Origin of the sequence: Streptomyces jumonjinensis (assembly GCF_009600885.1) — a bacterium.
GTDB lineage: Bacteria > Actinomycetota > Actinomycetes > Streptomycetales > Streptomycetaceae > Streptomyces > Streptomyces jumonjinensis.
Map to the genome: position 1 here is coordinate 189,344 of NZ_VCLA01000192.1, position 25,273 is coordinate 214,616.

The window sequence follows — 25,273 nt, forward strand, 5'->3', positions numbered from 1 at the left end:
GAACGTGGCCGAGAGCGCCTCCGCCAGCCCCGGCACCAGATCCGAGCCTGTCAGGACCTCCTTCGGGGAGTCCTTCTCCCGCAGCCGCAGCGCCGACTCACGGGCGCCGTCGCGGAGCACCGCCACGGTCATCCGGACCTCCTGGCGGTCCGGGTGCTTGGACACCCACTTCGTCAGGGCCGCGTCGTCGAGGCCGTCCGGCACCTGGGCCTCCGCCGAGGCGGGCAGCATCTGGCGCTCCACGGTCAGGGCGCAGCCGGCGACCGCGTCCGGCCAGGCGATGGTGGCGAGAAATTCGTCCAGTGGGGTACCGGCCGGGATCTCGTCCTGTTCGATCGGGGTCAGCGGGGCGCCCGCCTCATCGCCGTCGAGGCCGAGCTGAGCGGCCAGCTCCGGTTCCTGGGAGCGCAGCCGCGCGGTGTCGACCAGGGCGAAGAGCCTGGCGGGCTGCTCCCAGCCCAGGCCTGATGCGTACTCGTCGATCTCCAGTACGGCCCGGGTCAGCGGGCTCGCGGCGATCGGGCTCGACCCGGACGGGTTCGGTTCGGAGGCCCCGGATGAGGGGGTGGAAGGGGAAACGTTGGACATGACCAATATCCTGCCTCCTTCCGGGCCCGAGTCGGGAACTAGGTAAAGCCTCGGTAAGTTGCATCAGTGGGGCTCTAGGATCGCGGGGCCCGACTTGACAGACCGCGAACTTTCAAACGACCGCGAACTTCGAGGTGCGCACGTTGGCTTTCCAGATGCCGGACCGCGGCGGAGGCCCCCCGACCGGGCCACGGATCAGAGTGGGCCGGCCGTCCAGGCGCGTCCGCACCCTGCTGATGACACTGGGCGTGCTGGCGGTGCTCGCCATGGCGTTCGTCATGTTCGCCGGGTTCTGGACCGACTGGCTCTGGTACCGCTCCGTCAACTACTCATCGGTGTTCACCACCACCCTGTGGACCAAGATCGGGCTGTTCGCCTTCTTCGGTCTGCTGATGGCGACAGCCGTCGGTGTGAACATCTGGCTCGCGCACCGGCTGCGTCCGCCGCTGAGCGCGATGTCGCTGGAGCAGCAGAGCCTTGACCGCTACCGGATGGGCATCGCCCCGTACAAGAAGTGGGTGCTCCTCGCGATCACCGCTCTGGTCGGGCTGATCGCCGGAGCCTCCGCCACCGGCCAGTGGCGGACCTGGCTGATGTGGGTCAACGGCGTGCCCTTCGGCCAGAAGGACCCGCAGTTCAAGATGGACGTGTCGTTCTACGCGTTCGATCTGCCCTGGTACCGGTTCATGCTGGGCTTCGGCTTCGCCGCCGTGATCCTGTCGCTGATCGCCGCCGCGCTGACCCACTACCTGTACGGCGGGCTGCGGATCACCAGCCCCGGCGCGCGGGCGACCGGCGCGGCCACCGGGCATCTGTCGGTGCTGCTGGGGATCTTCGTCTCGCTGAAGGCGGTGGCGTACTGGCTCGACCGGTACGGCCTCGCGGTGAAGTCCAGCGACTTCAAGGCCACCGGCAACTGGACCGGCCTGCGGTATGTGGACGCCAACGCCTACCTTCCGGCGAAGACGATCCTGTTCTGCATCGCGGCCATCTGCGCCGTGCTCTTCTTCGCCACGCTCTGGCGCCGTACCTGGCAGCTGCCGGTGATCGGCTTCGGGCTGATGGTGCTGTCGGCCATTCTCATCGGCGGCCTGTATCCGGCCATCGTGCAGAAGTTCCAGGTCCAGCCGAACGAGCAGGCCAAGGAGAGCCCGTACATCCAGAAGAACATCGACGCCACGCGTAAGGCGTACGGCATCGACAGCGCCAAACCCGAGGACTACGCGGGCAAGGGCGACCCCAGCCAGAAGGCCAAGCAGCGCGAGGACGCCAAATCGGCGGCCAGCTACCGTGTGGTCGACTCCAATGTGGTCTCGCCCGCGTTCCAGCAGCTTCAGCAGGAGCGGAAGTACTACCAGTTCCCCGCCACGCTGGACGTCGACCGGTACACGGGCCCCGACGGCAAGCCGCAGGACACCGTCATCGGTCTGCGTGAGCTGGACATCACGGGTATCCCGAAGCGCAACTGGATCAACGATCACTTCACCTACACCCATGGCTACGGCGCGATCGCGGCCAAGGGCACCAGCGTGATCACCGACCCGACCGACGGCACGGTGGGATCGCCGGACTTCACCGAGTCCGGGCTGCCGACCTCCGGCCAGCTCAGTGACGACACCACGGACAAGAAGTACGAGCAGCGGATCTACTACGGCGAGAAGACCGAGCAGTACTCGATCGTCGGCGGTCCCCAGAAGGAGCTGGACTACGAGGCCAGCACCGGGCCCACGAAGTACACCAGCTACCAGGGCAAGAGCGGCGTCAGCCTCTCCAACACGCTGAACCGCGCCGCGTACGCGGTGTCCTTCGGCGAGCCGCAGATCCTGTACTCCGGGGCGGTCGGCGAGGGCTCGCGGATTCTCTACAACCGCACGCCCAAGGAGCGCGTCGAGGCCGTCGCGCCCTGGCTGACCATCGACGGCGACGCCTATCCGGCGGTGGTCAACGGCCGCATCCAGTGGATCGTGGACGCCTACACCACCACCAATGGCTACCCCTACGCCTCGCGTACGACGCTGGGGGACACCACGGCCGACTCGCTGACCACCAACCAGCGCGCGGTCGTCGCCCAGCAGAACCAGGTCAACTACATCCGCAACTCGGTCAAGGCCACCGTCGACGCCTATGACGGCTCGGTGAAGCTCTACCAGTGGGACACCGAGGACCCGGTGCTGAAGACCTGGATGAAGGCATTCCCCGGCACGGTGAAGGCCAAGGGCGAGATCTCCGACGAGCTCAAGTCCCATCTGCGCTACCCGCAGGACATGTTCAAGGTGCAGCGTGAGCTGCTCACCCGGTACCACGTCACCGAGCCCGAGCAGTTCTACAGCGGCAGTGACGCCTGGCAGGTGCCGGACGATCCGACGAACAAGAAGGACACCAGCGCGGTTCCGCCGTACTACCTGAGCCTGAAGATGCCCGGCGAGAGTGAGCAGAAGTTCTCGCTGACGACCACCTTCACCCCTGCCGGACGCCCCAATCTGGGTGCGTTCATGGCGGTCGACGCCGACGCCAACAGCGATGACTACGGCTCGATAAGGCTGCTGAGAGTCACCGAGACCGTACAGGGACCGTCCCAGGTGCAGTCCGAGCTCAACGGTGTGCCCGAGGTCGCGACCTTCGTACGTGACCTGAGGGGCACCGACTCGGACATCGAGTACGGAAATCTGCTGACGATCCCCCTGGACGGCGGGTTCCTCTATGTGGAGCCGGTCTACGCACGCGGCGGCAGCCAGAACTATCCGCTGCTGAAGAAGGTGGCCGTCGCCTACGGCGGTGGCAAACCGGTGTTCAAGGACACTCTGCCGGAGGCGCTCGACGCGGTCTTCGAACAGCAGGGCACCACCACTGAGCCGCCACCGCCGTCCGACGAGGGCGAGACCACCAAGCCGCCGCAGAAGCCGGCCACGGGGGACGCGGCCCTGAAGGCCGCCATCGCGGATGTGCTGAAGGCCCATGAGGACGCCGACGCGGCGCTGGCGAAGGACCCGAAGGACTGGGGCGCCTACGGCAGGGCCCAGGAGGATCTGGACGACGCGCTGGCGCGGCTCGCGGCTGCCGAGGGCAAGCAGAGCCCGTCCGAGTCGCCATCGGAGAAGAAATCGCCCTAGGGAGACACGCACCAGCCAGGTGATCCGGCTGGTGCGGGGAGCGGTGAGACCGCTGCCGTAGCGCCGCTGAGCAGGCGACATCCCGTGTCGTGATAGTGTGTGAACACAACGACGCGGGGTGGAGCAGCTCGGTAGCTCGCTGGGCTCATAACCCAGAGGTCGCAGGTTCAAATCCTGTCCCCGCTACTGAAATCGAAGAGGGCCCGGATCCTTTGAGGATCCGGGCCCTCTTTGTGCGTACTGACCCTGGGGGGCGGGGAACTGTCGGCGGGGCGCTGAGAGTTGAAGAAATGAGTGTTTGGCTTATCTCTCTGTGGGCATGTCGACAAAACGCTGAAGTGACCTTCCTGGTTGCGGTATACCGGGTGTGAGCCGGTTGCGGGTGGTGCGACGATGGAATATATGGGGGACAGGGCAACTCTGTTGGAGACAGGGCGGTTTGTGCAGCGGCATGTCGGAAGCGCGGCGGATGCGATCGACCCGGCCGCGGACGGCACCGCCGGGATCGCTGTGGGCAACGGCTCCGGCGCGGAATCGGACATCGTCGGCGCGGGTATAGACGCCGTCGAGACCGCCGGGACCGAGGAGCGATACCGCCGTGCGGCCGACGGCGGGGACAGAGCGTCGATGAGCATGCTCGGCGCACTGCTGCTGCGCCGCGGCGATCTGGACGGCGCGGAGTCCTATCTGCGGGGTGCGACCGCGGACGGCGACCGCGCCGCCGCCAACAATCTGGGCGTCCTGCTCCACCAGCGCGGATACGCCGATGAGGCGGCCGGCTGGTGGCGGGTCGCCGCTGTGGCCGGCTCGGCCGCCGCCGCGCATGCCCTGGGGCGTCATTTCCGGGAGCGCGGCGACGAGCCCGCCGCCGAGTACTGGCTGCGCCAGGCGGCCGAGCAGGGCCATGCCCTCGGGGCGTACGCCCTCGCCGATCTGCTGGAGCACCGCGGTGATGTGGGCGCCGAACGCTGGCTGCGCGCGGCGGCCGAGCAGGGCCACCGCGAAGCCGCCTACCGGCTCGCCCGCGCGCTTGAGCTGCGGGCGGCGGACGAGTCACGCCAGAGCGGGGCGGCCGGTCCGGTGGCGCGCGCCATCGCGGTGCGCGGCCCGGCGGACGCGGTGACGGGCCGCCCGGCGCACGGCCGCGGCGGAACGGCTCATCCGTCCACGGAGACCGGTACGGGTGTGCCCCAGGGCGGCGAGCGCACAGCAGCGGGCACAGGGCGCGCGGGTGCGGCTTCACGCCCGGGAGGGCCAGGGGTACGTCCGCCGGCATCGGGTACGCGCCAGGGAGCCGCGCGCAAGGGCTCCGAAGGCCCAGGAGGCCAGGGAGGCCCGGGAGCCGCGGGTAAGGGTTCGGGAGGCCCGGTGCCCGCGCGTTCGGGAGCGTCCGGCCCGGGTACCGGGCACGCGGGTGCGGGTGCGGACGCGCGGTCCGGCGGCCCGGGCACCGGCCTCGTCGACAGCGTGACCAACCTCCGCCTCTCCACCCTCGACGAGGCCGCCCAGTGGTACCGCCAGGCCGCCGCCCGGGGCCACCGCAGGGCCGCCCTCCACCTCGGAGTCATCCTGGAGAAGCGCGGCGAGCTCAAGGAGGCCGGACGCTGGTATCTCACCTCCGCCAAGGACGGTGAGACCAGGGCCGCCTGCGCGCTCGGCTTTCTGCTGCGCGACGCGGGCGACGAGGAGAGCGCCGCCGTCTGGTGGCTGCGCGCCGCTCAGGAGGGCGACGGAAACGCCGCCAACGCCCTGGGCGCGCTGCACGCCGCCCGGGGGGAGCCCCAGACCGCCGAGCGCTGGTACCGCGCCGCCATGACCGCCGGAGATGTGAACGGCGCGTACAACCTCGGGCTGCTCTGCGCCGCTCAGGACCGTACCCAGCAGGCCGAGCAGTGGTATCGCCACGCCGCCTACGCCGGACACCGTGAGGCCGCCAACGCGCTCGCCGTACTGCTTCTCCAGGCCGGTGACGCGACCGGGGCCGAGCCCTGGTTCTCCAAGGCGGCCGAGGCCGGGAGCGTGGACGCCGCCTTCAATCTGGGCATCCTCCACGTCGGCCGGGACGACGACCGTACGGCCCTGACCTGGTACGAACGGGCGGCGGACGCCGGTCACACGGAGGCCGCACTCCAGGTGGGCATGGCCCGGCTGCGGGACGGCGACGACCAGAGCGCCGAGCGCCATCTGCGCTGTGCCGCGGGCGGCGGCAGCGCGGAGGCGGCCTTCCGGCTCGCGACCCTGCTGGACGCGCGCCAGCCGCCGCCGGGCCCGCCGGTGCTGGGCGAGCCGATGGCGGAGAAGACCGAGTGCGAGGAGTGGTACGAGCGCGCCGCCGAACAGGGGCACCGCCGGGCGCAGGTGCGGGTGGGGATGCTCGCGGCGTCCCGGGGCGATATGACCGACGCGGCCCGCTGGTACCGGGAGGCGGCGGAGGCGGGCAGCCGCAACGGCGCGTTCAACCTCGGGCTGCTGCTGGCGCGCGAGGGCAATGAGCGCGAGGCGGCCCTGTGGTGGACCCGGGCCGCCCGCGCCGGGCACGGCCGGGCCGCGCTGCGGCTGGCGCTGCTCGCCGCGCGCCGGGGGGAGCTGACCGAGGGGCAGCGGTGGTGTGCCCGCGCGGTGGAACTGGGCCCGGCGGAGGTGTCCGAGCGGGCCGCCCGGCTGCGGGAGGCCCTGCATCAGGAGCTGACGGCGTGAGCGGGGCCGCGCTGGTGAGCGAGCGCTCCTGGACGGCGCCGATCGCCGTGCCCGCCCCGGGCCACCGGTAGCCCTTCCGCAGGTCCTGGCTCTCCATGACGGGCGCACGGCGTGCGGCTCCGAGGGCTCCGGCCCGGTCCTGCGTAGGCCCCGCCCAGGGATTTGCACTGGTCGGTCGGGTCCCGTAAGGTTGGGTTCAACGACGCGGGGTGGAGCAGCTCGGTAGCTCGCTGGGCTCATAACCCAGAGGTCGCAGGTTCAAATCCTGTCCCCGCTACTGAAGACAGAGACCCGGATCCTGATGGATCCGGGTCTCTGTCGTATCTCCGCTCGGATGCGAGCAGCCGCGACCACCGCGGCCGTACGCGTATGGGTATGGGTATGCGGCGCGCGGGACGCGCCTTCCGGTGGACGGGGTGCGGCTAGCCGGCGCAGGCCGGGCAGATGCCCCGGTAGGTCACTTCCACATCCGAGACCGTGAAACCGAAGCGCTCCGAGTCCGGCAGATCCGCCAGCGGATTGCCCGAGGGGTGCACATCGCGGATGGCGCCGCACTGGGCGCAGACCAGATGCTGATGCGGGCGGTGCGCGTTCGGGTCGTAGCGCTTGGCGCGGCGGTCGGTCGCGACCTCCAGCACCTCGCCCAGCGAGACCAGCTCACCCAGCGTGTTGTACACGGTCGCACGCGAGATCTCCGGCAGTCTCAGGGTCGCTCGCGCGTGCACCTCGTCGGCCGTCAGATGGACGTGCTCGCCGTCGAGGACCTCTGCCACGACACGCCTCTGGGCGGTCATACGCCAGCCGCGTCCGCGAAGTCGTTCCAACAGGTCACTCATAAGGACCAGCCTAGCAGCGGGGGGATCGTGATCCCGAACGGGTGTGACTTTGGATGTTCACTTGACTTAGACAAAGTCCATCGTAGGATCGGATCGGCACAAGGGCCAGGACAAGGATCACGCAGGAGGCGTACGTGACGCAGGGACCGCTCACCACGGAGGCCGGGGCTCCGGTCGCCGACAACCAGAACAGCGAGACCGCTGGCGTCGGCGGTCCGGTTCTGATCCAGGATCAGTCGCTTCTGGAGAAGCTCGCCCACTTCAACCGCGAGCGCATTCCGGAGCGGGTCGTCCACGCCCGGGGTGCGGGTGCCTACGGCACCTTCACGCTGACCCGCGATGTCTCCCGGTGGACGCGCGCGGCCTTCCTCTCCGAGGTCGGCAAGCAGACGGAGACGTTTCTGCGCTTCTCCACCGTGGCGGGCAACCTCGGTTCGGCCGACGCGGTGCGCGACCCCCGGGGCTTCGCGCTGAAGTTCTACACCGAGGACGGCAACTACGACCTCGTCGGCAACAACACCCCGGTGTTCTTCATCAAGGACGCCATCAAGTTCCCGGACTTCATCCACACCCAGAAGCGCGACCCGTACACGGGCTCCCAGGAGGCCGACAACGTATGGGACTTCTGGGGCCTGTCGCCCGAGTCGACCCACCAGGTGACCTGGCTCTTCGGCGACCGAGGCATCCCGGCCACGCTGCGTCACATGAACGGCTACGGCTCGCACACCTACCAGTGGAACAACGCCGCGGGCGAGATCTTCTGGGTGAAGTACCACTTCAAGACCGACCAGGGCATCAAGAACCTCACCCAGGAAGAGGCCAACAAGCTCGCCGGTGAGGACCCGGACAGCCACCAGCGCGATCTGCGCCAGGCCATCGAGGCCGGTGACTTCCCGAGCTGGACCGTGCAGGTCCAGATCATGCCCGCGGCCGAGGCGGCGAACTACCGCTTCAACCCGTTCGACCTCACCAAGGTGTGGCCGCACGAGGACTACCCGCCGATCGAGATCGGCAAGCTGGAGCTGAACCGCAACCCGGAGAACGTCTTCGCCGAGGTCGAGCAGTCCATCTTCTCGCCCGCGCACTTCGTTCCGGGCATCGGCCCGTCGCCGGACAAGATGCTCCAGGGCCGTCTCTTCGCGTACGGCGACGCTCACCGCTACCGCGTCGGCATCAACGCCGACCATCTGCCGGTGAACCGTCCGCACGCCACCGAGGCGCGCACCAACAGCCGTGACGGCTTCCTGTACGACGGCCGTCACAAGGGCGCGAAGAACTACGAGCCCAACAGTTTCGGCGGCCCGTTCCAGACGGATAAGCCGCTCTGGTCCGCGACGGCCGTCTCGGGCGCCACCGGCACCCATGAGGCTCCGGGGCACGCCGAGGACAGCGACTTCGTACAGGCGGGCAATCTCTACCGGCTGATGTCGGAGGACGAGAAGTCCCGGCTGATCGAGAACCTCGCCGGGTTCATCGCGAAGGTCTCGCGGGACGGCATCGCCGAGCGCGCGGTCAACAACTTCCGTCAGGCGGACGGAGACTTCGGCAAGCGGCTGGAAGCCGCGGTCCAGGCCCTGCGTGGCTGACGGGCGCTTGCCGTAGATCGGAGGGCCGGATACCTGTCCAGGGGAGTCCGGCCCTCTCGTATGCCCGGAGCCGGAGCCGGACCCGGAGCCGGACCCGGAGCCGGAGCCGGAGCCGGAATCGGGGTCCGAAACCGGAATCGGTCCCGGACCTCGGATCGCTCTGCGGCACCCCGGGCCCGGCAGCGGGTCAGCCGACCAGCGCCGTCCCGTCGCGGCGGGCCGGGGCCCAGCAGCGGATGATGTCCCGGACGGAGACGATGCCCACGGGCCCCTGCCCGTCCAGCACTATCAGATGCCGGAATCCGCCCCGGGACATCGCCTCCGCGGCCTCCTCCAGGGTCCAGGACGGCGCCGCGAACACGACGTCGGTGGTGGTGTGGGCGCTCGCGATCTCCTGATCGGGGTCCTCACCCGTACCCACCGAGGTGAGGATGTCGCGCTCGGTCAGAATGCCCACCCCCTCGGCGTCGCCGTCGAAGACGACGGCCGCGCCGACCCGGCGGGCGGCCATCAGCCTGGCGGCCTGGCGGAGGGTGTGTGCCGGTCCGATGGTGAGGACCACCGTGCTCATGGCGTCACGGACGAGCATGGGCGGAGCCACCTCCTTGGTGAGCCGGCCCTTTCGAGAACCGATTCACAAGTTCACAAGCGGGGGGACTCCCAGAGTCGCAGCCGGGGCGGGACCCGGCAAGGGGGGCGGCATGCCGGGTTCCGGGGCGTATGGGAGCCCGCCGGCGGAGCGGAGCGCGGCGAAAGCGCTCAGGAGCGCCGGCCCAGATGGGCGAGCAGCTCGTCATGGAGCAGGCCGTTCGACGCGGCGGCGTTGCCGCCGTGCGGGCCGGGGGCCCCGTCCAGCGAGGTGAAGACGCCGCCCGCCTCCTGGACGACGATCGCGGTCGCGGCCATGTCCCACAGGGACAGCTCCGGCTCGGCGCAGATGTCGATCGATCCCTCGGCGACCATCATGTAGGGCCAGAAGTCGCCATATCCGCGGGTGCGCCAGCAGGCGCGGGTGAGGTCGAGAAAACCGTCGAGCCGGCCCTGCTCCTCCCACCCCGTCAGCGAGGAGTAGGCGAAAGAAGCGTCCCGGACGCTGTTCACCCGGGACACCTGAATCCTGGTCGCGGAGCCGAGCGAACGCCCGGTGTGCGCGCCGCCGCCCTGCGCGGCCCACCAGCGCCGCCCCAGCGCCGGGGCCGAGACCACCCCGACCACGGGCTGGAAGCCGTCCTCGCCCTCCTCCATCAGCGAGATCAGCGTCGCCCAGACCGGCACACCGCGCACATAGTTCTTGGTTCCGTCGATCGGGTCGATGACCCAGCGGCGCGGGCCCGTGCCCTCGACGCCGTACTCCTCGCCGAGGATCGCGTCGTGCGGGCGTGCCCGCAGGAGCCGCTCCCGGATCAGCTCCTCGGCCGCCTTGTCGGCCTCGCTCACCGGAGTCATGTCCGGCTTGGTCTCGACCTTGAGGTCCAGAGCCTGGAAGCGGTCCATGGTGGCGGCGTCGGCGGCGTCGGCGAGGACATGGGCGAGACGCAGATCGTCGTCGTAGTCGGGCATGGCGATCACTCTATCGAGACTCGGACGCCGGGAGCGGGGAGGTCAATTCGCCAAGTACGCCGCTGCCGCCGCCATGGCCCTTGACAGTGAAAGGAGGCGCGTCAAATCTGAGCGGGACGCCGTGCGGCCGGTGGGCATCGGGCCCCGAGGTCAACGCGGTCTGGGAGGCGACGATGCCTACGGCCCGTGAGTCCCTGCTGGACGCCGCACTCGCGGCGCTCGCGGAATCTCCCTGGCCAGGGGTGCGGATGGTTGATGTCGCCGCCGCCGCGGGCCTCTCACGGCAGACTCTCTACAACGAGTTCGGCAGCAAGGACGGACTGGCCAGAGCGCTGGTACGCAGAGAGGCCGACAGCTATCTCCACGGGGTGGACCGCTTACTGGGCGAGCGGACCGGGCCGGTCGACCCGCTGGTCGCCATCGCCGAGTGGACCGTCGGCGAGGCGCGGAGCAGACCCCTGCTGAGAGCGTTGCTCACCGGCTGCTGGGGCGAGCGGCTGCCCGCGCCCAAACCCGTACGCCGGGGTGCGCCGCCGGCCGGTGCGCCAGCCCAGCGCCGCGCGGACGCGGGGCTTCCGGCGCCGTCCGACGTGGTCGCGCTGGTACGGGACCGGTCGCTGGCCGCGCTGGAGAGGGCGAGCTGCGGCGGTTGCGCGGGAGAGGCGTCGGGGGATCTCGCGTTCCGCTGCGAACTGGTGGTGCGGCTGGCGCTCTCCTGCGTGATCGCGCCGGTGGGCGACGGGGTCGGGCCGCTGATCCGTACCGCGGTCGGCGACCCGGGAACGGAGTCGACGCCGGAAACAACGGTAGAGACAGAGGCTGGGAAACCGGAAGAGCCGGGCGCGGGGGCGGTGCTCAGTGGGCCGAGCCCGACAGCTGTAGACCGATGACGCCGACGATCACCAGCGTGATCGACACGATCTTCAGAGCGGAGACCAGATCGCCCAGGAACACCATCCCGTAGATGGCGGTCCCCGCGGCCCCGATCCCCGTCCACACGGCGTAGGCGGGACCCACGTCCAGCCGCTTCAGCGCCAGGGTCAGCAGTCCGAAGCTGCTCAGGGCGAAGGCGGCGAAGGCGATGGTGGGCCAGAGCCGGGTGAATCCATGCGACAGCTTCAGACAGACGGCGAATCCCGTTTCCAGGATTCCGGCGACCACCACCAGCAGCCAGGCCATGGCCAGTGCCTCCCCGTCAGTCGGCGACCGCATCCTCGGGCGTGCTGCGATTATGCACTTACCGAGGATCAGAAGACCGCAAAAGGGATTAATTCACTCGCCTTCGCGTCGTACTCCGCCCCGATCCCCGTCAGTCGCCCTCGCGCCGCTCGCGGGTGGCGAGCAGCCGGCGCAGCGAGTACAGCCGGGCCGGGTCGGCATGGCCCTCTGCCACCCACTCGTCGAGCGCGCACTCCGGTTCGTCGTGGCTGCACGCCCGGGGGCAGTTCACCGTCCCCGGTTCGAGGTCGGGGAAGGCGAGGATCACCCGCGAGGGGTCCACATGGTTGAGGCCGAAGGAGCGCAACCCCGGGGTGTCGATCACCCAGCCGCCCTGCTCATCCGCGAGCGGAATGGCCAGCGCCGATGTGGTGGTGTGCCGGCCGCGCCCGGTGACCGCGTTGACATGTCCGGTCAAACGGCGGCGGTCCTCCGGCACCAGCGCGTTGACCAGGGTCGTCTTACCGACGCCGGAGTGTCCGACGAAGGCCGTGGTCCGTCCCGACAGATGCTCGTGCACCCGGTCGGCGGCGGCCCCGTCCACGAACTCCTCCCGGGTGGTGACGACAAAGGGGACGCCGAGCGCCCCGTACATCTCCAGCAGTCCGTCCGGCGAGGCGAGGTCGGACTTCGTCAGGACCAGCAGGGGTTCGAGTCCGCCGTCGTACGCCGCGACCAGACAGCGGTCGATCAGCCGGGGGCGGGGCTCCGGGTCGGCGAGGGCGGTGACGATGGCGAGCTGGTCCGCGTTGGCGACGACCACCCGCTCGAAGGGGTCGTCGTCGTCGGCCGTACGGCGCAGCACGGAGGTGCGCTGCGAGATCCGCACGATGCGGGCGAGGGTGTCCTTGGCGCCGGAGAGGTCGCCGACGAGCGAGACCCGGTCGCCGACCACGGCGGCCTTGCGGCCCAGTTCGCGGGCCTTCATCGCATGGACGACACGGTCCTCGACGAGACAGGTCAGCCGCCCCCGGTCGACGGTGAGGACCATGCCCTCCGAGGCGTCCTCGTGTTTGGGGCGGATATTGGTCCGGGGCCGGTTGCCCTTGCGATTGGGGCGTACGCGAACGTCGTCCTCGTCGGGGTTCTTGCCGTAGCGCCGCATCTCAGATTCCGTTCAGCTTTCCGCTCCGAGCATTGTTGTCCACATCCGGGGGAAGTCGGGCAGGGTCTTGGCGGTGGTCGCCACGTTCTCGATCTCGACGCCCGCGACGGCGAGGCCGATGACCGCGCCCGCGGTGGCCATCCGGTGGTCGTCGTAGGTGTGGAAGACACCGGAGTGCAGCGGACGGGGGCGGATGTGCAGACCGTCCTCGGTCTCGGTCACATCGCCGCCGAGCCCGTTGATCTCCTTGGTGAGCGCGGCCAGCCGGTCCGTCTCATGGAGCCGCAGATGGGCGACGCCGCGCAGGGTGGAGGGGGAGTCGGCGAGCGCCGCGACGGCCGCGATGCCCGGGGTCAGCTCGCCGACCTCGCCGAGGTCCACGTCGATGCCGTGGATACGGCCCGTGCCGGTGAAGGTCAGCCCCGTCTCGGTCAGCTCGCAGGCGCCGCCCATCTCGGTGAAGATCCGGCGCAGCGCGTCGCCGGGCTGGGTGGTGCGCTGCGGCCAGTCGGGGATGGTGACCCGGCCGCCGGTGATCAGGGCGGCGGCGAGGAACGGCTGGGCGTTCGACAGATCGGGCTCGATGACGATGTCCCGGCCGAGTATGGCCGAGGGGGAGACCCGCCAGACATCGGGCTCGCCGCCGGTCTCCGGCTCGTCCACCTGTGCGCCGACGGCGCGCAGCATGTCCACGGTCATCCGGATATGCGGCATGGAGGGGAGCCGGCCGCCGATGTGGCGGACCTCGACGCCCTGGTTGAAGCGGGGGGCGGAGAGCAGCAGCGCCGAGACGAACTGGGAGGACGAGGAGGCGTCTATCTCGACGGAGCCGCCGTCCAGTGCGCCGCTGCCGTGCACGGTCATGGGGAGCGCGCCGCGGCCGTCGTCGTCGATCCGCGCGCCGAGGACGCGCAGGGCGTCGATCACGCCGTTCAGCGGGCGCTCATAGGAACGGGGGTCGCCGTCGAAGCGGACCGGGCGCTCCGCGAGCGCGGCGACCGGCGGCAGGAAGCGCATCACGGTGCCCGCGTTGCCCACGTCGACCGTGGCGGGGCCGTGCAGACCGGCGGGGATGACGCGCCATGCCTCGCCCTCTCCGTCCGGGACGCCCTCGGCCCCGGGGGCGGGGGACGAGGAGCTGGAGGAGACCGTCTCCTCGATGCCGACGCCGAGGGCGCGCAGCGCCTGGGCCATCAGCAGGCTGTCGCGGGAGCGCAGCGGGCGGCGCAGCCAGCCCGGCTCGGCGGCGAGCGAGGCCAGCACCAGGGCACGGTTGGTGACCGACTTCGAACCGGGCACGGTCACCGTCGCTTCGACGGCTCCGGTCGCGAGCGGGGCGGGCCAGAGGGCGGGGTGCACGGAGACTTCGGTCATGGCCCTTACTTTAGTGGCTCCGCCAAGCCTCTGATCTTGATCAAATGCGCCGAAACCTGGACGTAACCAAGGTCTCGCCCGATGGGCGGGGTGCGGGACGGCCGGTCAGCGGCCCGGAGGGCGGGCCGGGGCGGTGGATCGACGGGCCGCGGCTACAGGTCGAGCAGCCAGCGACCGCCGCCGATGAGTGAGCAGATCGACACCGCGTGGAAGAGGAAGAGCCACATCGCGGGCGGTACATGGGTGAGCCGGGAGAGCTGGTCGGCGTCCGAGTCGGGCGCTCCGCCGTGCCGGCGCTTGGCCTGGAGCTCGAAGACCGGCCGTACGCCGCCGAGCAGCAGGAACCAGACCGCGGCGTAGGCGAAGCCCGCCTGGACCCCGGGGTCGGCCAGCCAGGAGATCAGCAGAAAGGCGGCTCCGGTGAGGATCATGGTCAGCGCCCCGTACGCGTTGCGGATCATCACCAGCATGGCGAGGAGCAGGGCGGTCGCCAGCCAGAGCAGCAGGGTGATGTGGCCGGCGGCGAGCAGCCAGGCGCCGCCGAGGCCGAGCAGCGACGGGGCGGTGTAGCCCGCGGCGGCGGTCAGCACCATGCCGAGCCCGGTCGGTCTGCCCCGGCTGACGGTCAGCCCGCTGGTGTCGGAGTGCAGCCGGATGCCCTCCAGCCGGCGGCCGGTGAGCAGCGCGATCAGGCCGTGGCCGCCCTCGTGGGCGATGGTGACGGCGTTGCGGGAGAGCCGCCACAGGGGCCGGGGGAGGACGGCGGCCAGGGCCAGCGCGCAGGTGGCTATGGTCAGCCACTGCTCGGGGGCGGGCTGGGTGCCGAAGAGGCGGTCCCACAGCTCGCCGGGGGAGGCGCTGCCGAGAAGACCGGGCGAGGCGCTGCCGAGAAGATAAGCGGAATGGTGATTATCCATTTCTGGGGCGGCTCCTGGTGCGGCGGGCGGGAGTGGCAGTGTGGCAGCCATGTGTGGACGGTATGCGGCGAGTCGTCGGCCCGAGGACCTGGTGGGGATCTTCGATGTCCAGAAGTGGGAGCCCGAGGAGACCTTGGCCCCCGATTGGAATGTGGCCCCCACCAAAGAGGTCTACGCGATTCTCGAACGCCCTCTGAAAGACGCGGCCGACCCGCGCCCGGTTCGCCAGCTCAGAGCGCTGAAGTGGGGGCTGGTGCCCTCCTGGGCGAAATCTCCCGAGGGCGCGGCGCGGATGATCAACGCGCGGGCGGAGACGGTGCACGAGAAGCCGTCGTTCCGCGGACCGTTCGCCTCCCGCCGGTGCATCCTGCCCGCCGACGGCTATTACGAGTGGGTGACCGCGCCGGAGGAACGGGAGCTGGAGGAGCAGGGCAAGCGGAAACGGCCCCGGAAGCAGCCGTACTTCGTGACCCCGGCGGACGGATCGGTGTTCGCGATGGCGGGGCTCTACGAGTTCTGGCGGGACCGGACGCTGCCCGACGACCATCCCCTGGCCTGGTGGGCGACGTGCACGGTGCTCACCACGGAGGCCGAGCGGGCGCCGCTCGGGGTGGCCCCGGCGGAGGGTCCGGGATCGCTGGCGGAGATCCACCCCCGGATGCCGCTGATGCTGACGCCGGACCGGTGGGACGCCTGGCTGGACCCGTCGGCCACGGACAAGGAGCGGCTGAAGGGCCTGCTGGCGCCGCCGCCGGAGGGGCTGATGCGGGCGTACGCGGTGACCACGGCGGTCAGCAACGTCCGCAACAACGGGCCGGAGCTGCTGGCGGAGCTGTCGGGGCCGGAGGAGGGCACCCTGTTCTGACCGGCCCGTGCCGCCCCGCCGGCCTCCGTCACAAGGCGTGCCGGCCCTCCGCGCGGGGGAGGATGGGCCGGTGCGCGACAACCGAAGAGCCGAGATCGAGACCGAGGCCGGAACCGCCCGTATCACCTGGTGGTCGGCCGACGAGCCATGGGCCGTGCTCGCCCTCGGACACGGCGCCGGAGGCGGGATCGGGACCCGCGATCTGTGCGCCATCGCCCGGACGCTCCCCGCCGACGGCGTCACCGTCGCCCTGGTGGAGCAGCCCTGGCGCGTCGCCGGAAAACGGCTCGCCCCCGCGCCCAAGACCCTCGACACCGCCTGGCGCGGCCTCTGGCCCGCGCTCGCCGAACCCGGACTTCCCGTGGTCGCGGGCGGACGCAGCGCCGGGGCCCGCGTCGCCTGCCGAACCGCCGGGGAGCTCGGCGCCGTCGCCGTGCTCGCGCTCGCCTTCCCCCTCCATCCCCCCGGCAGACCCGAGAGCTCCCGCGCGGCCGAACTGCTCGGCGCCGGTCTGCCCACGCTGGTCGTCCAGGGCGGCAACGACCCCTTCGGAAAACCCGCGGAATTCCCCGAAGGGCCGTACGGCCTGGTGGAAGTTCCCGCCGCCGATCACGGCTTCGCGGTGCCCAAGCGCGCGGGTATCACCGAGGAGCAGACCGTGATGACCATCACAGACGCGGTACGGAAATGGCTCCGGCCGCTGCGGGAATGACCGGCCGCCCAGGTCTGTTGTGCGGGGTGTACAGCACGTCACCAGCAGAGCATGGAGTAGGGAGTCCCTCGCATGGGTCCGACCATCTGCCCCCGCCGGGCGCACCGCGCCGACCTGGAGTGGACCGTGCTCACGGCGGCCAAGAACGCGCCGGTCCGGGCGCAGGCCGGTGCGGATCGACGAGAGCTCGCGCCCCAAGGTCGACTATTCTCCGATTCGAGCGAGTCCGCACTCGGGCTCGTCACAGCGTTGGAGGAGGTGGGTCCGGTCACTGGGACCGACGCAGGGACCGACGACGGCCAAGCGGCACAGGGACAGGCGGCCGAGTCCGCCTCGGCGGCACGCCCCGCCGAGACGACCGCCGAGGAGACGACCGCCGAGCGGAACGCCCGTTTCGAGCGGGACGCCCTGGGCTTCCTCGACCAGATGTACTCCGCCGCGCTCCGCATGACGCGCAACCCCGCCGACGCGGAGGATCTCGTGCAGGAGACCTACGCCAAGGCGTACGGCTCCTTCCACCAGTTCCGTGAGGGCACCAACCTCAAGGCCTGGCTCTATCGGATCCTCACCAACACGTTCATCAACTCGTACCGCAAGAAGCAGCGTGAGCCCCAGCGCAGCGCCGCCGAGGAGATCGAGGACTGGCAGCTGGCGCGTGCCGAGTCGCATATGTCGACCGGGCTCCGCTCCGCCGAGTCGCAGGCTCTGGACCATCTGCCGGACTCCGATGTGAAGTCCGCGCTCCAGGCCATCCCCGAGGAGTTCCGCATCGCGGTCTACCTCGCCGACGTGGAAGGCTTTGCGTACAAGGAGATCGCGGACATCATGGGTACACCCATCGGGACGGTCATGTCCCGGCTGCACCGGGGCCGCCGTCAGCTGCGCGGAATGCTGGAGGACTACGCGCGTGAGCGCGGGCTCGTCCCCGCCGGCGCGGGGGAGTCGAACGAAGCGAAAGGATCGGGCTCATGAGCTGCGGAGAGCCGCATGAGACGGACTGCTCGGAGGTGCTCGACCACCTCTATGAGTTCCTCGACCGAGAGATGCCGGACAGCGACTGCACCAAATTCGAGTCGCACTTCGAGGAATGCTCCCCCTGCCTGGAGAAGTACGGGCTGGAGCAGGCCGTGAAGAAGCTCGTCAAGCGGTGCTGCGGGCATGATGACGTGCCCACCGATCTGCGCGCCAAGGTCATGGGCCGGATCGATCTGATCCGCTCCGGGCAGACCGTCCCCGACGAGGACGTCACCGTCGTCGCCCACGTGGAAGCCCCCCGGGCGGACTGACCGCGCGCCGCAGGACCCGTACCCGTACCCGTACGGACGAGGAACCGCACCCGTACGGGGACGAGGGACCGCACCCGTACAGGCAAGGACCCGCACCCGTACAGGCAAGGACCCGCACCCGTACAGGCAAGGACCCGCATCCGTACGGACAGGGCCGATACCCGTACGGACAAGGGCCCGCACCCGTACAGGCAAGGGGACGGGGCACAGACATACGGAGAGGGCACGCCATGACCACATGGCGTGCCCTCTTCGTACGCACCCTCCGTCACTCGTCTGTGCGAACCCCCGCCCGCGCGCCGCCACCCATGCCCCCAACTCGCTAGCGTGACGCGCGAGATGGGAAGGGGGCAGTGCGGTGAGGTCCGTACCGGCGACGGCACACGCCTACATACTCTGCGCCGTGCTCTGCGCGGCGGCATGCGCGCTGCCCCTGCCGCGGCAGGACATCCCCGTCGACTGGAGCGCCGTCTGCCTGCTCGCCGCGCTCTACGCCCTGTGCGAGCTGCCCGCCCACTGCCGCTACCTCGGCAAGGCCCTCCCCATCAGCGCCGGATCGTTCTTCCCGGTGCTGCTCACCGCCGCCTTTCTGCTCCCCTGCGCCGCCACCCCGCTGATCGCGGTGCCCGGCGCGCTCGTGGGACGCGTCGAGCGCCGCCCGGCCGGAGTCCGGCGGATCTGGCGTGCCGCACAGCTCTCCCTCGCCACCTGGAGCGCCTCCCGGACCCATGTCCTGCTCGGCGGCGAGCGCACCCTGAGCGATCCCGGCGGCCCCGGCTTCCCGCACGCCCTGCTCCCCGCCGCCGCCGGGGCCGTCGCCTTCTGCCTCGTACTGACCCTCCTCGAAGCCGGCATCCTCGCCACCGCCGAACGGCTGCCGCCGCACACCGCCTGGCGTGGACTGCTGCTGCGCTCCCTGGTGCCGCATCTGACCCACGGGCTCGCCGGACTGATGATGGCCGTGCTCTGGACCAGCCCCTACGGGCCGGTCTCCGCGCTCTTCGTCCTGCTGCCCATGTACATCTCCTGCTGGCTCTTCGGCCAGTACCACCGCGAACGCACCGCCCACCAGGCCACCATCCGCGCCCTGGTCCAGGCCGTCGACCTCAAGGACCGCTACACCCGGGGCCACAGCGAGCGGGTCGGCCGGGCCTCGGTGCTGATCGCCCGCGAGCTGGGCTGGGACGAGAGGCGCGTCGAAGTGATCCGCTTCGCCGGGATCCTCCATGACGTGGGCAAACTCGGCGTGCCGACGCGGGTGCTCCGCAAGGACGGCCCGCTGACGCCCGAGGAACGGCGGGTCATCCAGCTGCACCCCGAGTACGGCCATGAGATCGTGCGCGGCATCGGCTTCCTCGGTGACGCCCGGGCCGCGATCCTGTACCACCACGAACGGATGGACGGCACCGGATACCCCTCGGGACTGGCCGGCGACCGCATCCCCGAATTCGCCCGGGTGGTCGCGGTGGCCGACGCCTTCGACGCCATGACCTCGACCCGCTCCTACTCCCGGGCGCGTCCGGTCCCGGTGGCGCTCGCGGAACTGGAGCGGTGCGCGGGCGCCCAGTTCGACCCCGCGATGGTGGAGGCGCTGGTCAGCGCGTTGGAACGGCACGGCTGGGAGAGCGAGGTCACCGCCGACGAGGCGACCGCCGCCCCCACCGGGGAAGCCCCCGCCAAAGACGTACGCGGAATCCCCTCGCAGCCGGTGCGCGTCGCCGACCGCACACCGGGCGGTGCCGGGTGATCCGAGGCCGGGAAGCGGAGCCCGTACGCCCAGTACGCCCCGGACGCCCCGGTCCGCCGGGAGACGGATACGGCGGACCGGCGCCGCTGCTCGTCTACGCCGCCGCGACCGCCCTCACCTGCGCGGCCCTCGCCGGAACCCTCTGGCACGGCCTCCATGAACCCGGGAACGCGCTCGCCTTCGCCACGCTCATCGCCATCGGCGAGATCGCCCGCTGGGGAGCCGCGCCCGGCGAACGGGAGCCCGCGCCGCTCGGCGCGGCCGGAGCGCTCGCGTACGCCCTCCTCGGCGAGTGCCAGGGCGAGCCGACCACCCACGGAGTGCTCCAGGTGATCGCCGTCGTGGTCGTCTGCGCGCTCGCCGGAGCGGTCCCGCAGCTGGCACGCGGGCAGTACCACGCACTCGACCATGTCGTACGCCGGGTACTGAGCGTCACCTTCGCCGCCGTCTGCTTCCAGCCGCTCTACAACTCGGGCGAGCTCGGCCAGTGGGCGCGGGGCGCGTCGTACGCGCTCTTCCTGGTGGTGCTGCTGGTGCTGACGGCGCTCTGCGACGCCCTGCTCTCCGCGCTGATACTCCGCACCCGCACCGGATTCCCGTACGGGCCGCTGCTCCGCGACGAACTGCGCGCGCTGCTCGGCATCGGCTCCGCCGTCTGCGCCACCGGGACGGTCATCGCGCTCGCCGTCGCCGTCGCCGGGCTGTGGGCGCTGCCCGTCTTCTGTGTGCCGCTGCTCCTCACCCAGCTGTCGTTCCGGCGGTACGAGGGGGTCAGGGCCACCTACCGGCAGACCATCGTCTCGCTCGCCCGCTCCACCGAGATCGCCGGATACACCCCGTCCGGGCACGCCTGCAGGGTGGCGGCGCTGAGCCGCGCGGTCGGCCGCGAGATGGGGCTCACCGGGAAAGAGCTCACGGTGCTGGAGTACGCGGCGCTGATGCACGACATCGGACAGCTGTCCCTGGTGGACCCCGTGCCCCATGGCGCGACCGTGCTGCTCCCGGCGGCCCGGCAGCGCCGTATCGCACTGCTGGGCGGGGCCGTGGTCCGGCAGACGGGCGTGCCGGCCGAGGTCGCCGTGGTGGTGGAGCGGCAGGCCGACCCCTACCGCGAGCAGCCGCTGCCCGCGCGGATCGTCCGCGCCGTGAACGCGTACGACGATCTCGCCGGGGGCGGCGGGGGAGCGGGCGGGGCCCCCGGCGCGCTGGAGCGGCTGCGGCTGGACGCCGGGCGGGACTACCAGCCGGAGGTGGTGGAGTCCCTGGCGCGGGTGCTCGGACGGGGCGGCCCGGGGGAGCCGTCCCCGCCGGCCCTGGCCGGGCCCGGGACTCCGGACCCGGCAGGGACCCCCTTCCCGGCAGGGACCCCCTTCCCGGCCGGGACCCCCTTCCCGGCCGGGACCCCCTCCCCGGCAGGGAAGCCCGGCCGGGAACCGGCGGCCACGGACGCCGGCCGGGCCGCGCCGCCCGGCGAGCGGTCGCGCACCGGCCCCGGAACCCTCCCCGGCACAGCGCCCGAAACCCCCGTACGGCCCGGTTCCCCGGGTGCCGCACCCCCTGGGGAACCGCAGGGCCCGGTGGCTCCGCACCCTGAGTGAGCGATGGGGTCTGGTCCCGGTGCCGCCTGGGTAACCCATGGGTAATGAGTCAGCCTTCACCTGGGCATGGTTGGATGCGAAAGAGGAGAGACATCCAACGTCAAGCAGGACACACGAAGCAGCGGCAGGAAGCACACCAACAGCGTCCGGGCACAGGCCCGAGCGACCGGCAGGCGGGAATCGTGAGGATCTTCGGGAAGGTACGGCATCGGCCCTCCGCCTCGTGGCGGCAGGCCACCGACCGCGCGTTCACGCTGATCGGCGACGGCCGGTACGAAGACGCGGGCGCGCTGCTGACGCGGGCGGCCGACCTTGAGCCCTGGCTCTCCGAGTCCTGGTTCAATCTCGCGCTGCTCCATAAGTTCCGGCACGACTGGGAGCAGGCGCGCGCCGCCGGACTGCGGGCCGTGGCCCTGCTCGACAAGGAGACCGGCGCCCCCGACTGGTGGAATGTCGGCATCGCGGCCACCGCCCTCCAGGACTGGCCGCTGGCCCGCCGCGCCTGGCAGGCGTACGGCCTCAAGGTCCCCGGAGTGCCCACCCGTACCGGAGGCGTCGGCGCGGGACCGGGCGGCGAGCCCCTCGGCATGGACCTCGGCAGCGCCGTCGTGCGGCTCTCGCCCGAGGGCGAGGCCGAGGTGGTGTGGGGCCGCAGACTCGATCCTGCCAGGATCGAGGTGCTGTCGATCCCGCTGCCGTCCTCCGGCCGCCGCTGGGGCGAGGTCGTCCTCCACGACGGTGTGCCCAATGGCGAGCGGACCACGGCCGCGGGGCCCTCGTACCCCGTCTTCGACGAGATCGAGCTGTGGGCGCCCTCGCCCGTACCCACCTGGGTGGTGCTGCTGGAGGCCGCGACCGAGGACGACCGGGACGCGCTGGAGCGGCTGGCTTCCGACGCCGGGTTCGCCGCCGAGGACTGGTCGTCGTCGGTCCGGCTGCTCTGCCGGTCCTGTTCGGAGAGCCGGATGCCCAGCGCCGAGGGCGAGGGCGAGCATCTCGACCCCCATGACCACAGCGAGCCCGGTCACCCGGGCCCGCTCGGTCATCGCACCTCGGGTGAGCCATGGTCCCCGGAGCGTGAGTGCGGGATCGCCGCCCCCGCCGGTCTGGTGCGCGGACTGCTGGACGGCTGGGTCGCGGACAGCCCGGATACCCGTGAGTGGCGGGATCTCGAAGAAGTCTGCTGAGACCTGGCCGTAGGCTGTACGGACAGCGAGTGACCACCCACCGGACACTCATGAGCATGCACGAGTACCGAGGAAGGCGTACGGCTGACATGGCGTCGCAGCAGGAGACGGACCAGCAGGTCAATGAGGGTGCCGCCGTGGACGGCGAGGGATTCTTCGTCGACACGGAGGAGTGCGAGGCACGTGAGCTCGCCCACCGCGAGCGCGGCACCTCGCGCCCGATCACGGTCGTCGGAAACCCGGTGCTCCACAAGGAGTGCGCGGACGTCACCGAGTTCGACGACAAGCTGGCGTCGCTGATCGACGACATGTTCGCCAGCCAGCGGACGGCGGAGGGCGTGGGCCTGGCCGCCAACCAGATCGGGGTGGACCTCAAGGTCTTCGTCTACGACTGCCCGGACGACGAGGGCAACCGTCATGTCGGCTATGTCGTCAACCCGGTCCTCGCGGAGCTGCCGCCCGAGCAGCGGGTGCTGGACGACTCCAACGAGGGCTGTCTCTCCGTACCGACCGCGTACGCCCCGCTCGCCCGCCCCGACCACGCGGTGGTGAGCGGCCAGGACATGCACGGCAACCCGATCAAGGTCCGGGGCAGCGGCTACTTCGCCCGCTGCCTTCAGCATGAGACGGACCATGTCTACGGCTATCTGTACATCGACCGTCTCTCCAAGCGTGACCGCAAGGACGCGCTGCGGCAGATGGCGGAGGGCACGCCCCGCTACCCCGTCGTCGCCAACGGCTGACATCCGCGCACGACAGGGCCCGCTCACCTCGGTGAGCGGGCCCTGTCGTGCGTAGTAGCAGCTCCGGCTCAGACCGGGCGGCGTGTCAGCGGCTCAGAAGTCCTCGCCCAGATCCACCGAGCCCTCGACCGCCACCTGGTAGGCGGACGGACGGCGCTCGAAGAAGTTGGTGAGCTCCTGGACGCCCTGGAGCTCCATGAACGAGAAGGGGTTCTCCGAGCCGTACACCGGGGCGAAGCCGAGGCGGGTGAGCCGCTGGTCGGCGACGCACTGGAGGTACTCGCGCATCGACTCGGTGTTCATGCCCGGCAGACCGTCGCCGCACAGATCGCTGCCGAACTGGAGCTCGGCCTCCACCGCCTCCTGGAGCATGTCCGTGACCTGCTGCTGGAGGGCGTCGTCGAACAGCTCCGGCTCCTCCTTGCGGACGGTGTCCACGACCTCGAAGGCGAAGTTCATATGCATGGTCTCGTCGCGGAACACCCAGTTGGTGCCGGTGGCGAGCCCGTGCAGCAGGCCCCGCGAGCGGAACCAGTAGACGTACGCGAAGGCGCCGTAGAAGAAGAGTCCCTCGATGCACGCGGCGAAGCAGATCAGATTCAGCAGGAAACGCCGGCGGTCGGCCTGGGTCTCCAGCTGGTCGATCTTCTCGACCGAGTCCATCCACTTGAAGCAGAACTGCGCCTTCTCGCGGATGGAGGGGATGTTCTCGACCGCCGCGAAGGCCGCCGTACGGTCCTCCGGGTCGGGGAGATAGGTGTCGAGCAGCGTCAGATAGAACTGGACGTGCACGGCCTCCTCGAAGAGCTGACGGCTGAGGTAGAGCCGGGCCTCGGGGGAGTTGATGTGCTTGTACAGCGTCAGCACGAGATTGTTGGCGACGATGGAGTCACCGGTCGCGAAGAACGCGACCAGCCGGCCGATCAGATGCTGCTCACCCGGGGTGAGCTTGGCGAGATCGGTCACGTCGGAGTGGAGATCGACCTCTTCGACCGTCCACGTGTTTTTGATCGCGTCCCGGTAGCGCTCGTAGAAGTCCGGGTAGCGCATGGGGCGGAGCGTCAGCTCGAAGCCGGGGTCCAGCAGGTTCTTGCTGGTGCGTGGAGTGGACATTACTGGCAGGCCTCGCAGGACTCGGGGTTTTCGAGGGAGCAGGCGACCGCGTCTTCAGGGGTGGTCTGCGCCGGTACGGGGACGGTGGCGCCGGCGTTGGTGTTGGATGCCGCGCGGGCGATGCGGGTGGCGGGGCGGGAGCGGAGGTAGTAGGTGGTTTTGATGCCTTGTTTCCATGCGTAGGCGTACATGGAGCTGAGCTTGCCGATGGTGGGTGTTTCGAGGAAGAGGTTGAGTGACTGGGACTGGTCGAGGTAGGGGGTGCGGGCGGCGGCCATGTCGATGAGGCCGCGCTGGGGGATCTCCCAGGCGGTGCGGTAGAGCTCGCGGACGTCGGCGGGGACCTGGGTGAAGTTCTGGATGGAGCCGTTGGCGTCGCGGAGGGCTTCGCGGGTGGTGGCGTCCCAGACGCCGAGGTTCTTGAGTTCCTGGACGAGGTAGGTGTTGACCTGGAGGAACTCGCCGGAGAGGGTCTCGCGCTTGAAGAGGTTGGAGACCTGGGGCTCGATGCATTCGTAGACGCCGGCGATGGAGGCGATGGTGGCGGTGGGGGCGATGGCCAGGAGGAGGGAGTTGCGCAGGCCGGTGGCGGCGATGCGCTCGCGCAGGGCGTTCCAGCGGTCGGGCCAGTGGGGTGTGGTGTTGTAGTGGTCGGGGTGGAGGACGCCGTGTGCGGTGCGGGTCTCGTTCCAGGCGGGGAGGGGTCCGTGGCGTTCGGCGAGGTCGGCGGAGGCTTCGTAGGCGGCGAGCATGATCCGCTCGGCGATGCGGGTCGAGAGGGTGCGGGCGGCGGGGGAGTCGAAGGGGAGTTTGAGCTGGAAGAAGACGTCCTGGAGTCCCATGGCGCCCAGGCCGACGGGGCGCCACCTGTTGTTGGAGCGGCCGGCCTGTTCGGTGGGGTAGAAGTTGATGTCGACGACGCGGTCGAGGAAGGTGACGGCGGTGCGGACCGTGGCGTCGAGGCGTTCCCAGTCGATGTCGTCTTGGGTGACGAAGGCGGCGAGGTTGACGGAGCCGAGGTTGCAGACGGC

At 70.6% G+C, this 25,273-nt stretch carries 21 protein-coding genes, 2 tRNA genes and 1 pseudogene; 14 read left to right on the forward strand and 10 right to left on the reverse strand.

Annotated elements, in window-relative coordinates:
- A partial coding sequence (locus FF041_RS31535; RefSeq protein WP_153526052.1) for a PPA1309 family protein occupies positions 1–588 on the reverse strand: 588 nt, incomplete at its 3' end.
- A gap of 155 nt (positions 589–743) precedes the next feature.
- Between FF041_RS31535 and FF041_RS31540 the strand changes: the two genes are divergently transcribed.
- From FF041_RS31540 to FF041_RS31555, 4 genes are all read left to right on the forward strand, one after another.
- Positions 744–3,698 (forward strand): UPF0182 family membrane protein, encoded by a 2,955-nt coding sequence (locus FF041_RS31540; protein ID WP_153526053.1) that lies wholly within the window; start codon positions 744–746, stop codon positions 3,696–3,698.
- A 112-nt stretch (positions 3,699–3,810) separates the two neighbouring features.
- A tRNA-Met gene (locus FF041_RS31545) sits at positions 3,811–3,884 on the forward strand.
- Between the two features lie 207 nt (positions 3,885–4,091).
- Positions 4,092–6,395, forward strand: coding sequence for a tetratricopeptide repeat protein (locus tag FF041_RS31550; protein WP_153525916.1), 2,304 nt, complete (start codon positions 4,092–4,094; stop codon positions 6,393–6,395).
- Between the two features lie 203 nt (positions 6,396–6,598).
- A tRNA-Met gene (locus tag FF041_RS31555) sits at positions 6,599–6,672 on the forward strand.
- Between the two features lie 145 nt (positions 6,673–6,817).
- On the opposite strand, the gene FF041_RS31560 is transcribed toward FF041_RS31555, so the two are convergent.
- Positions 6,818–7,231, reverse strand: a complete 414-nt coding sequence (locus FF041_RS31560) for a Fur family transcriptional regulator (RefSeq protein WP_153481945.1) — start codon at positions 7,229–7,231, stop codon at positions 6,818–6,820.
- A gap of 116 nt (positions 7,232–7,347) precedes the next feature.
- Between FF041_RS31560 and FF041_RS31565 the strand changes: the two genes are divergently transcribed.
- Positions 7,348–8,817: a catalase gene (locus FF041_RS31565; RefSeq protein WP_323393338.1), complete on the forward strand. Its 1,470-nt coding sequence runs from the start codon at positions 7,348–7,350 to the stop codon at positions 8,815–8,817.
- A 187-nt stretch (positions 8,818–9,004) separates the two neighbouring features.
- On the opposite strand, the gene FF041_RS31570 is transcribed toward FF041_RS31565, so the two are convergent.
- Together FF041_RS31570 and hisN are read right to left on the reverse strand one after the other, a co-directional pair.
- The gene (locus tag FF041_RS31570) at positions 9,005–9,406 is read right to left on the reverse strand and encodes a CBS domain-containing protein (RefSeq protein ID WP_153525917.1); all 402 of its coding nucleotides are present in this window, start codon (positions 9,404–9,406) and stop codon (positions 9,005–9,007) included.
- Between the two features lie 170 nt (positions 9,407–9,576).
- Positions 9,577–10,377: a histidinol-phosphatase gene (hisN, locus tag FF041_RS31575; protein WP_153525918.1), complete on the reverse strand. Its 801-nt coding sequence runs from the start codon at positions 10,375–10,377 to the stop codon at positions 9,577–9,579.
- A 173-nt stretch (positions 10,378–10,550) separates the two neighbouring features.
- Between hisN and FF041_RS31580 the strand changes: the two genes are divergently transcribed.
- Positions 10,551–11,267, forward strand: coding sequence for a TetR/AcrR family transcriptional regulator (locus tag FF041_RS31580; protein WP_153525919.1), 717 nt, complete (start codon positions 10,551–10,553; stop codon positions 11,265–11,267).
- Here the strand turns inward: FF041_RS31580 and FF041_RS31585 are convergent.
- The 4 genes from FF041_RS31585 to FF041_RS31600 all read right to left on the reverse strand — a co-directional run bounded on the left by FF041_RS31585 (position 11,233) and on the right by FF041_RS31600 (position 14,991).
- Positions 11,233–11,556 (reverse strand): DMT family transporter, encoded by a 324-nt coding sequence (locus tag FF041_RS31585; protein WP_153481964.1) that lies wholly within the window; start codon positions 11,554–11,556, stop codon positions 11,233–11,235. The genes FF041_RS31580 and FF041_RS31585 overlap by 35 nt on opposite strands.
- 130 nt (positions 11,557–11,686) lie before the next feature.
- Complete coding sequence (gene rsgA / locus FF041_RS31590) at positions 11,687–12,700, reverse strand: ribosome small subunit-dependent GTPase A (protein WP_153525920.1); 1,014 nt, start codon at positions 12,698–12,700, stop codon at positions 11,687–11,689.
- 12 nt (positions 12,701–12,712) lie between these two features.
- Positions 12,713–14,074: a 3-phosphoshikimate 1-carboxyvinyltransferase gene (gene aroA / locus FF041_RS31595; protein WP_153525921.1), complete on the reverse strand. Its 1,362-nt coding sequence runs from the start codon at positions 14,072–14,074 to the stop codon at positions 12,713–12,715.
- Positions 14,075–14,226: 152 nt separating this feature from the next.
- Positions 14,227–14,991 (reverse strand): M50 family metallopeptidase, encoded by a 765-nt coding sequence (locus FF041_RS31600; RefSeq protein WP_153525922.1) that lies wholly within the window; start codon positions 14,989–14,991, stop codon positions 14,227–14,229.
- Positions 14,992–15,040: 49 nt separating this feature from the next.
- Here FF041_RS31600 and FF041_RS31605 point away from each other — a divergent pair, with 49 nt between their 5' ends.
- The 8 genes and pseudogenes from FF041_RS31605 (at position 15,041) to def (ending at position 23,129) form a co-directional block, all read left to right on the forward strand.
- The gene (locus FF041_RS31605; protein ID WP_153525923.1) at positions 15,041–15,856 is read left to right on the forward strand and encodes an SOS response-associated peptidase; all 816 of its coding nucleotides are present in this window, start codon (positions 15,041–15,043) and stop codon (positions 15,854–15,856) included.
- Positions 15,857–15,926: 70 nt separating this feature from the next.
- On the forward strand, positions 15,927–16,568 hold the full coding sequence (locus FF041_RS31610) for an alpha/beta hydrolase family protein (RefSeq protein WP_323393262.1): 642 nt from the start codon (positions 15,927–15,929) through the stop codon (positions 16,566–16,568).
- Positions 16,569–16,826: 258 nt separating this feature from the next.
- On the forward strand, positions 16,827–17,540 hold the full coding sequence (locus tag FF041_RS31615; protein WP_323371280.1) for a sigma-70 family RNA polymerase sigma factor: 714 nt from the start codon (positions 16,827–16,829) through the stop codon (positions 17,538–17,540).
- Positions 17,537–17,854 carry a mycothiol system anti-sigma-R factor gene (gene rsrA, locus FF041_RS31620; protein ID WP_153481931.1) on the forward strand — a complete coding sequence of 106 codons (318 nt, stop codon included), beginning with the start codon at positions 17,537–17,539 and terminating at the stop codon, positions 17,852–17,854. The genes FF041_RS31615 and rsrA overlap by 4 nt, the downstream gene beginning before the upstream one ends.
- A 358-nt stretch (positions 17,855–18,212) precedes the next feature.
- Positions 18,213–19,601 (forward strand): HD-GYP domain-containing protein, encoded by a 1,389-nt coding sequence (locus FF041_RS31625; RefSeq protein ID WP_323393264.1) that lies wholly within the window; start codon positions 18,213–18,215, stop codon positions 19,599–19,601.
- Between the two features lie 86 nt (positions 19,602–19,687).
- Positions 19,688–20,902, forward strand: a pseudogene (locus FF041_RS31630) (HD-GYP domain-containing protein); the annotation flags it as partial.
- Positions 20,903–21,381: 479 nt separating this feature from the next.
- Entirely contained in the window at positions 21,382–22,386 is a 1,005-nt protein-coding gene (locus FF041_RS31635) for a tetratricopeptide repeat protein (protein ID WP_323371275.1), read from the forward strand.
- 89 nt (positions 22,387–22,475) lie between these two features.
- Positions 22,476–23,129, forward strand: a complete 654-nt coding sequence (gene def / locus FF041_RS31640) for a peptide deformylase (protein WP_153526055.1) — start codon at positions 22,476–22,478, stop codon at positions 23,127–23,129.
- Positions 23,130–23,222: 93 nt separating this feature from the next.
- Here the strand turns inward: def and FF041_RS31645 are convergent, their stop codons facing one another.
- Positions 23,223–24,242 (reverse strand): ribonucleotide-diphosphate reductase subunit beta, encoded by a 1,020-nt coding sequence (locus tag FF041_RS31645; protein ID WP_153481928.1) that lies wholly within the window; start codon positions 24,240–24,242, stop codon positions 23,223–23,225.
- On the reverse strand, positions 24,242–25,273 hold a 1,032-nt coding region (locus tag FF041_RS39585), incomplete at its 5' end, for a ribonucleoside-diphosphate reductase subunit alpha (RefSeq protein ID WP_228388757.1). The genes FF041_RS39585 and FF041_RS31645, both read right to left, overlap by 1 nt.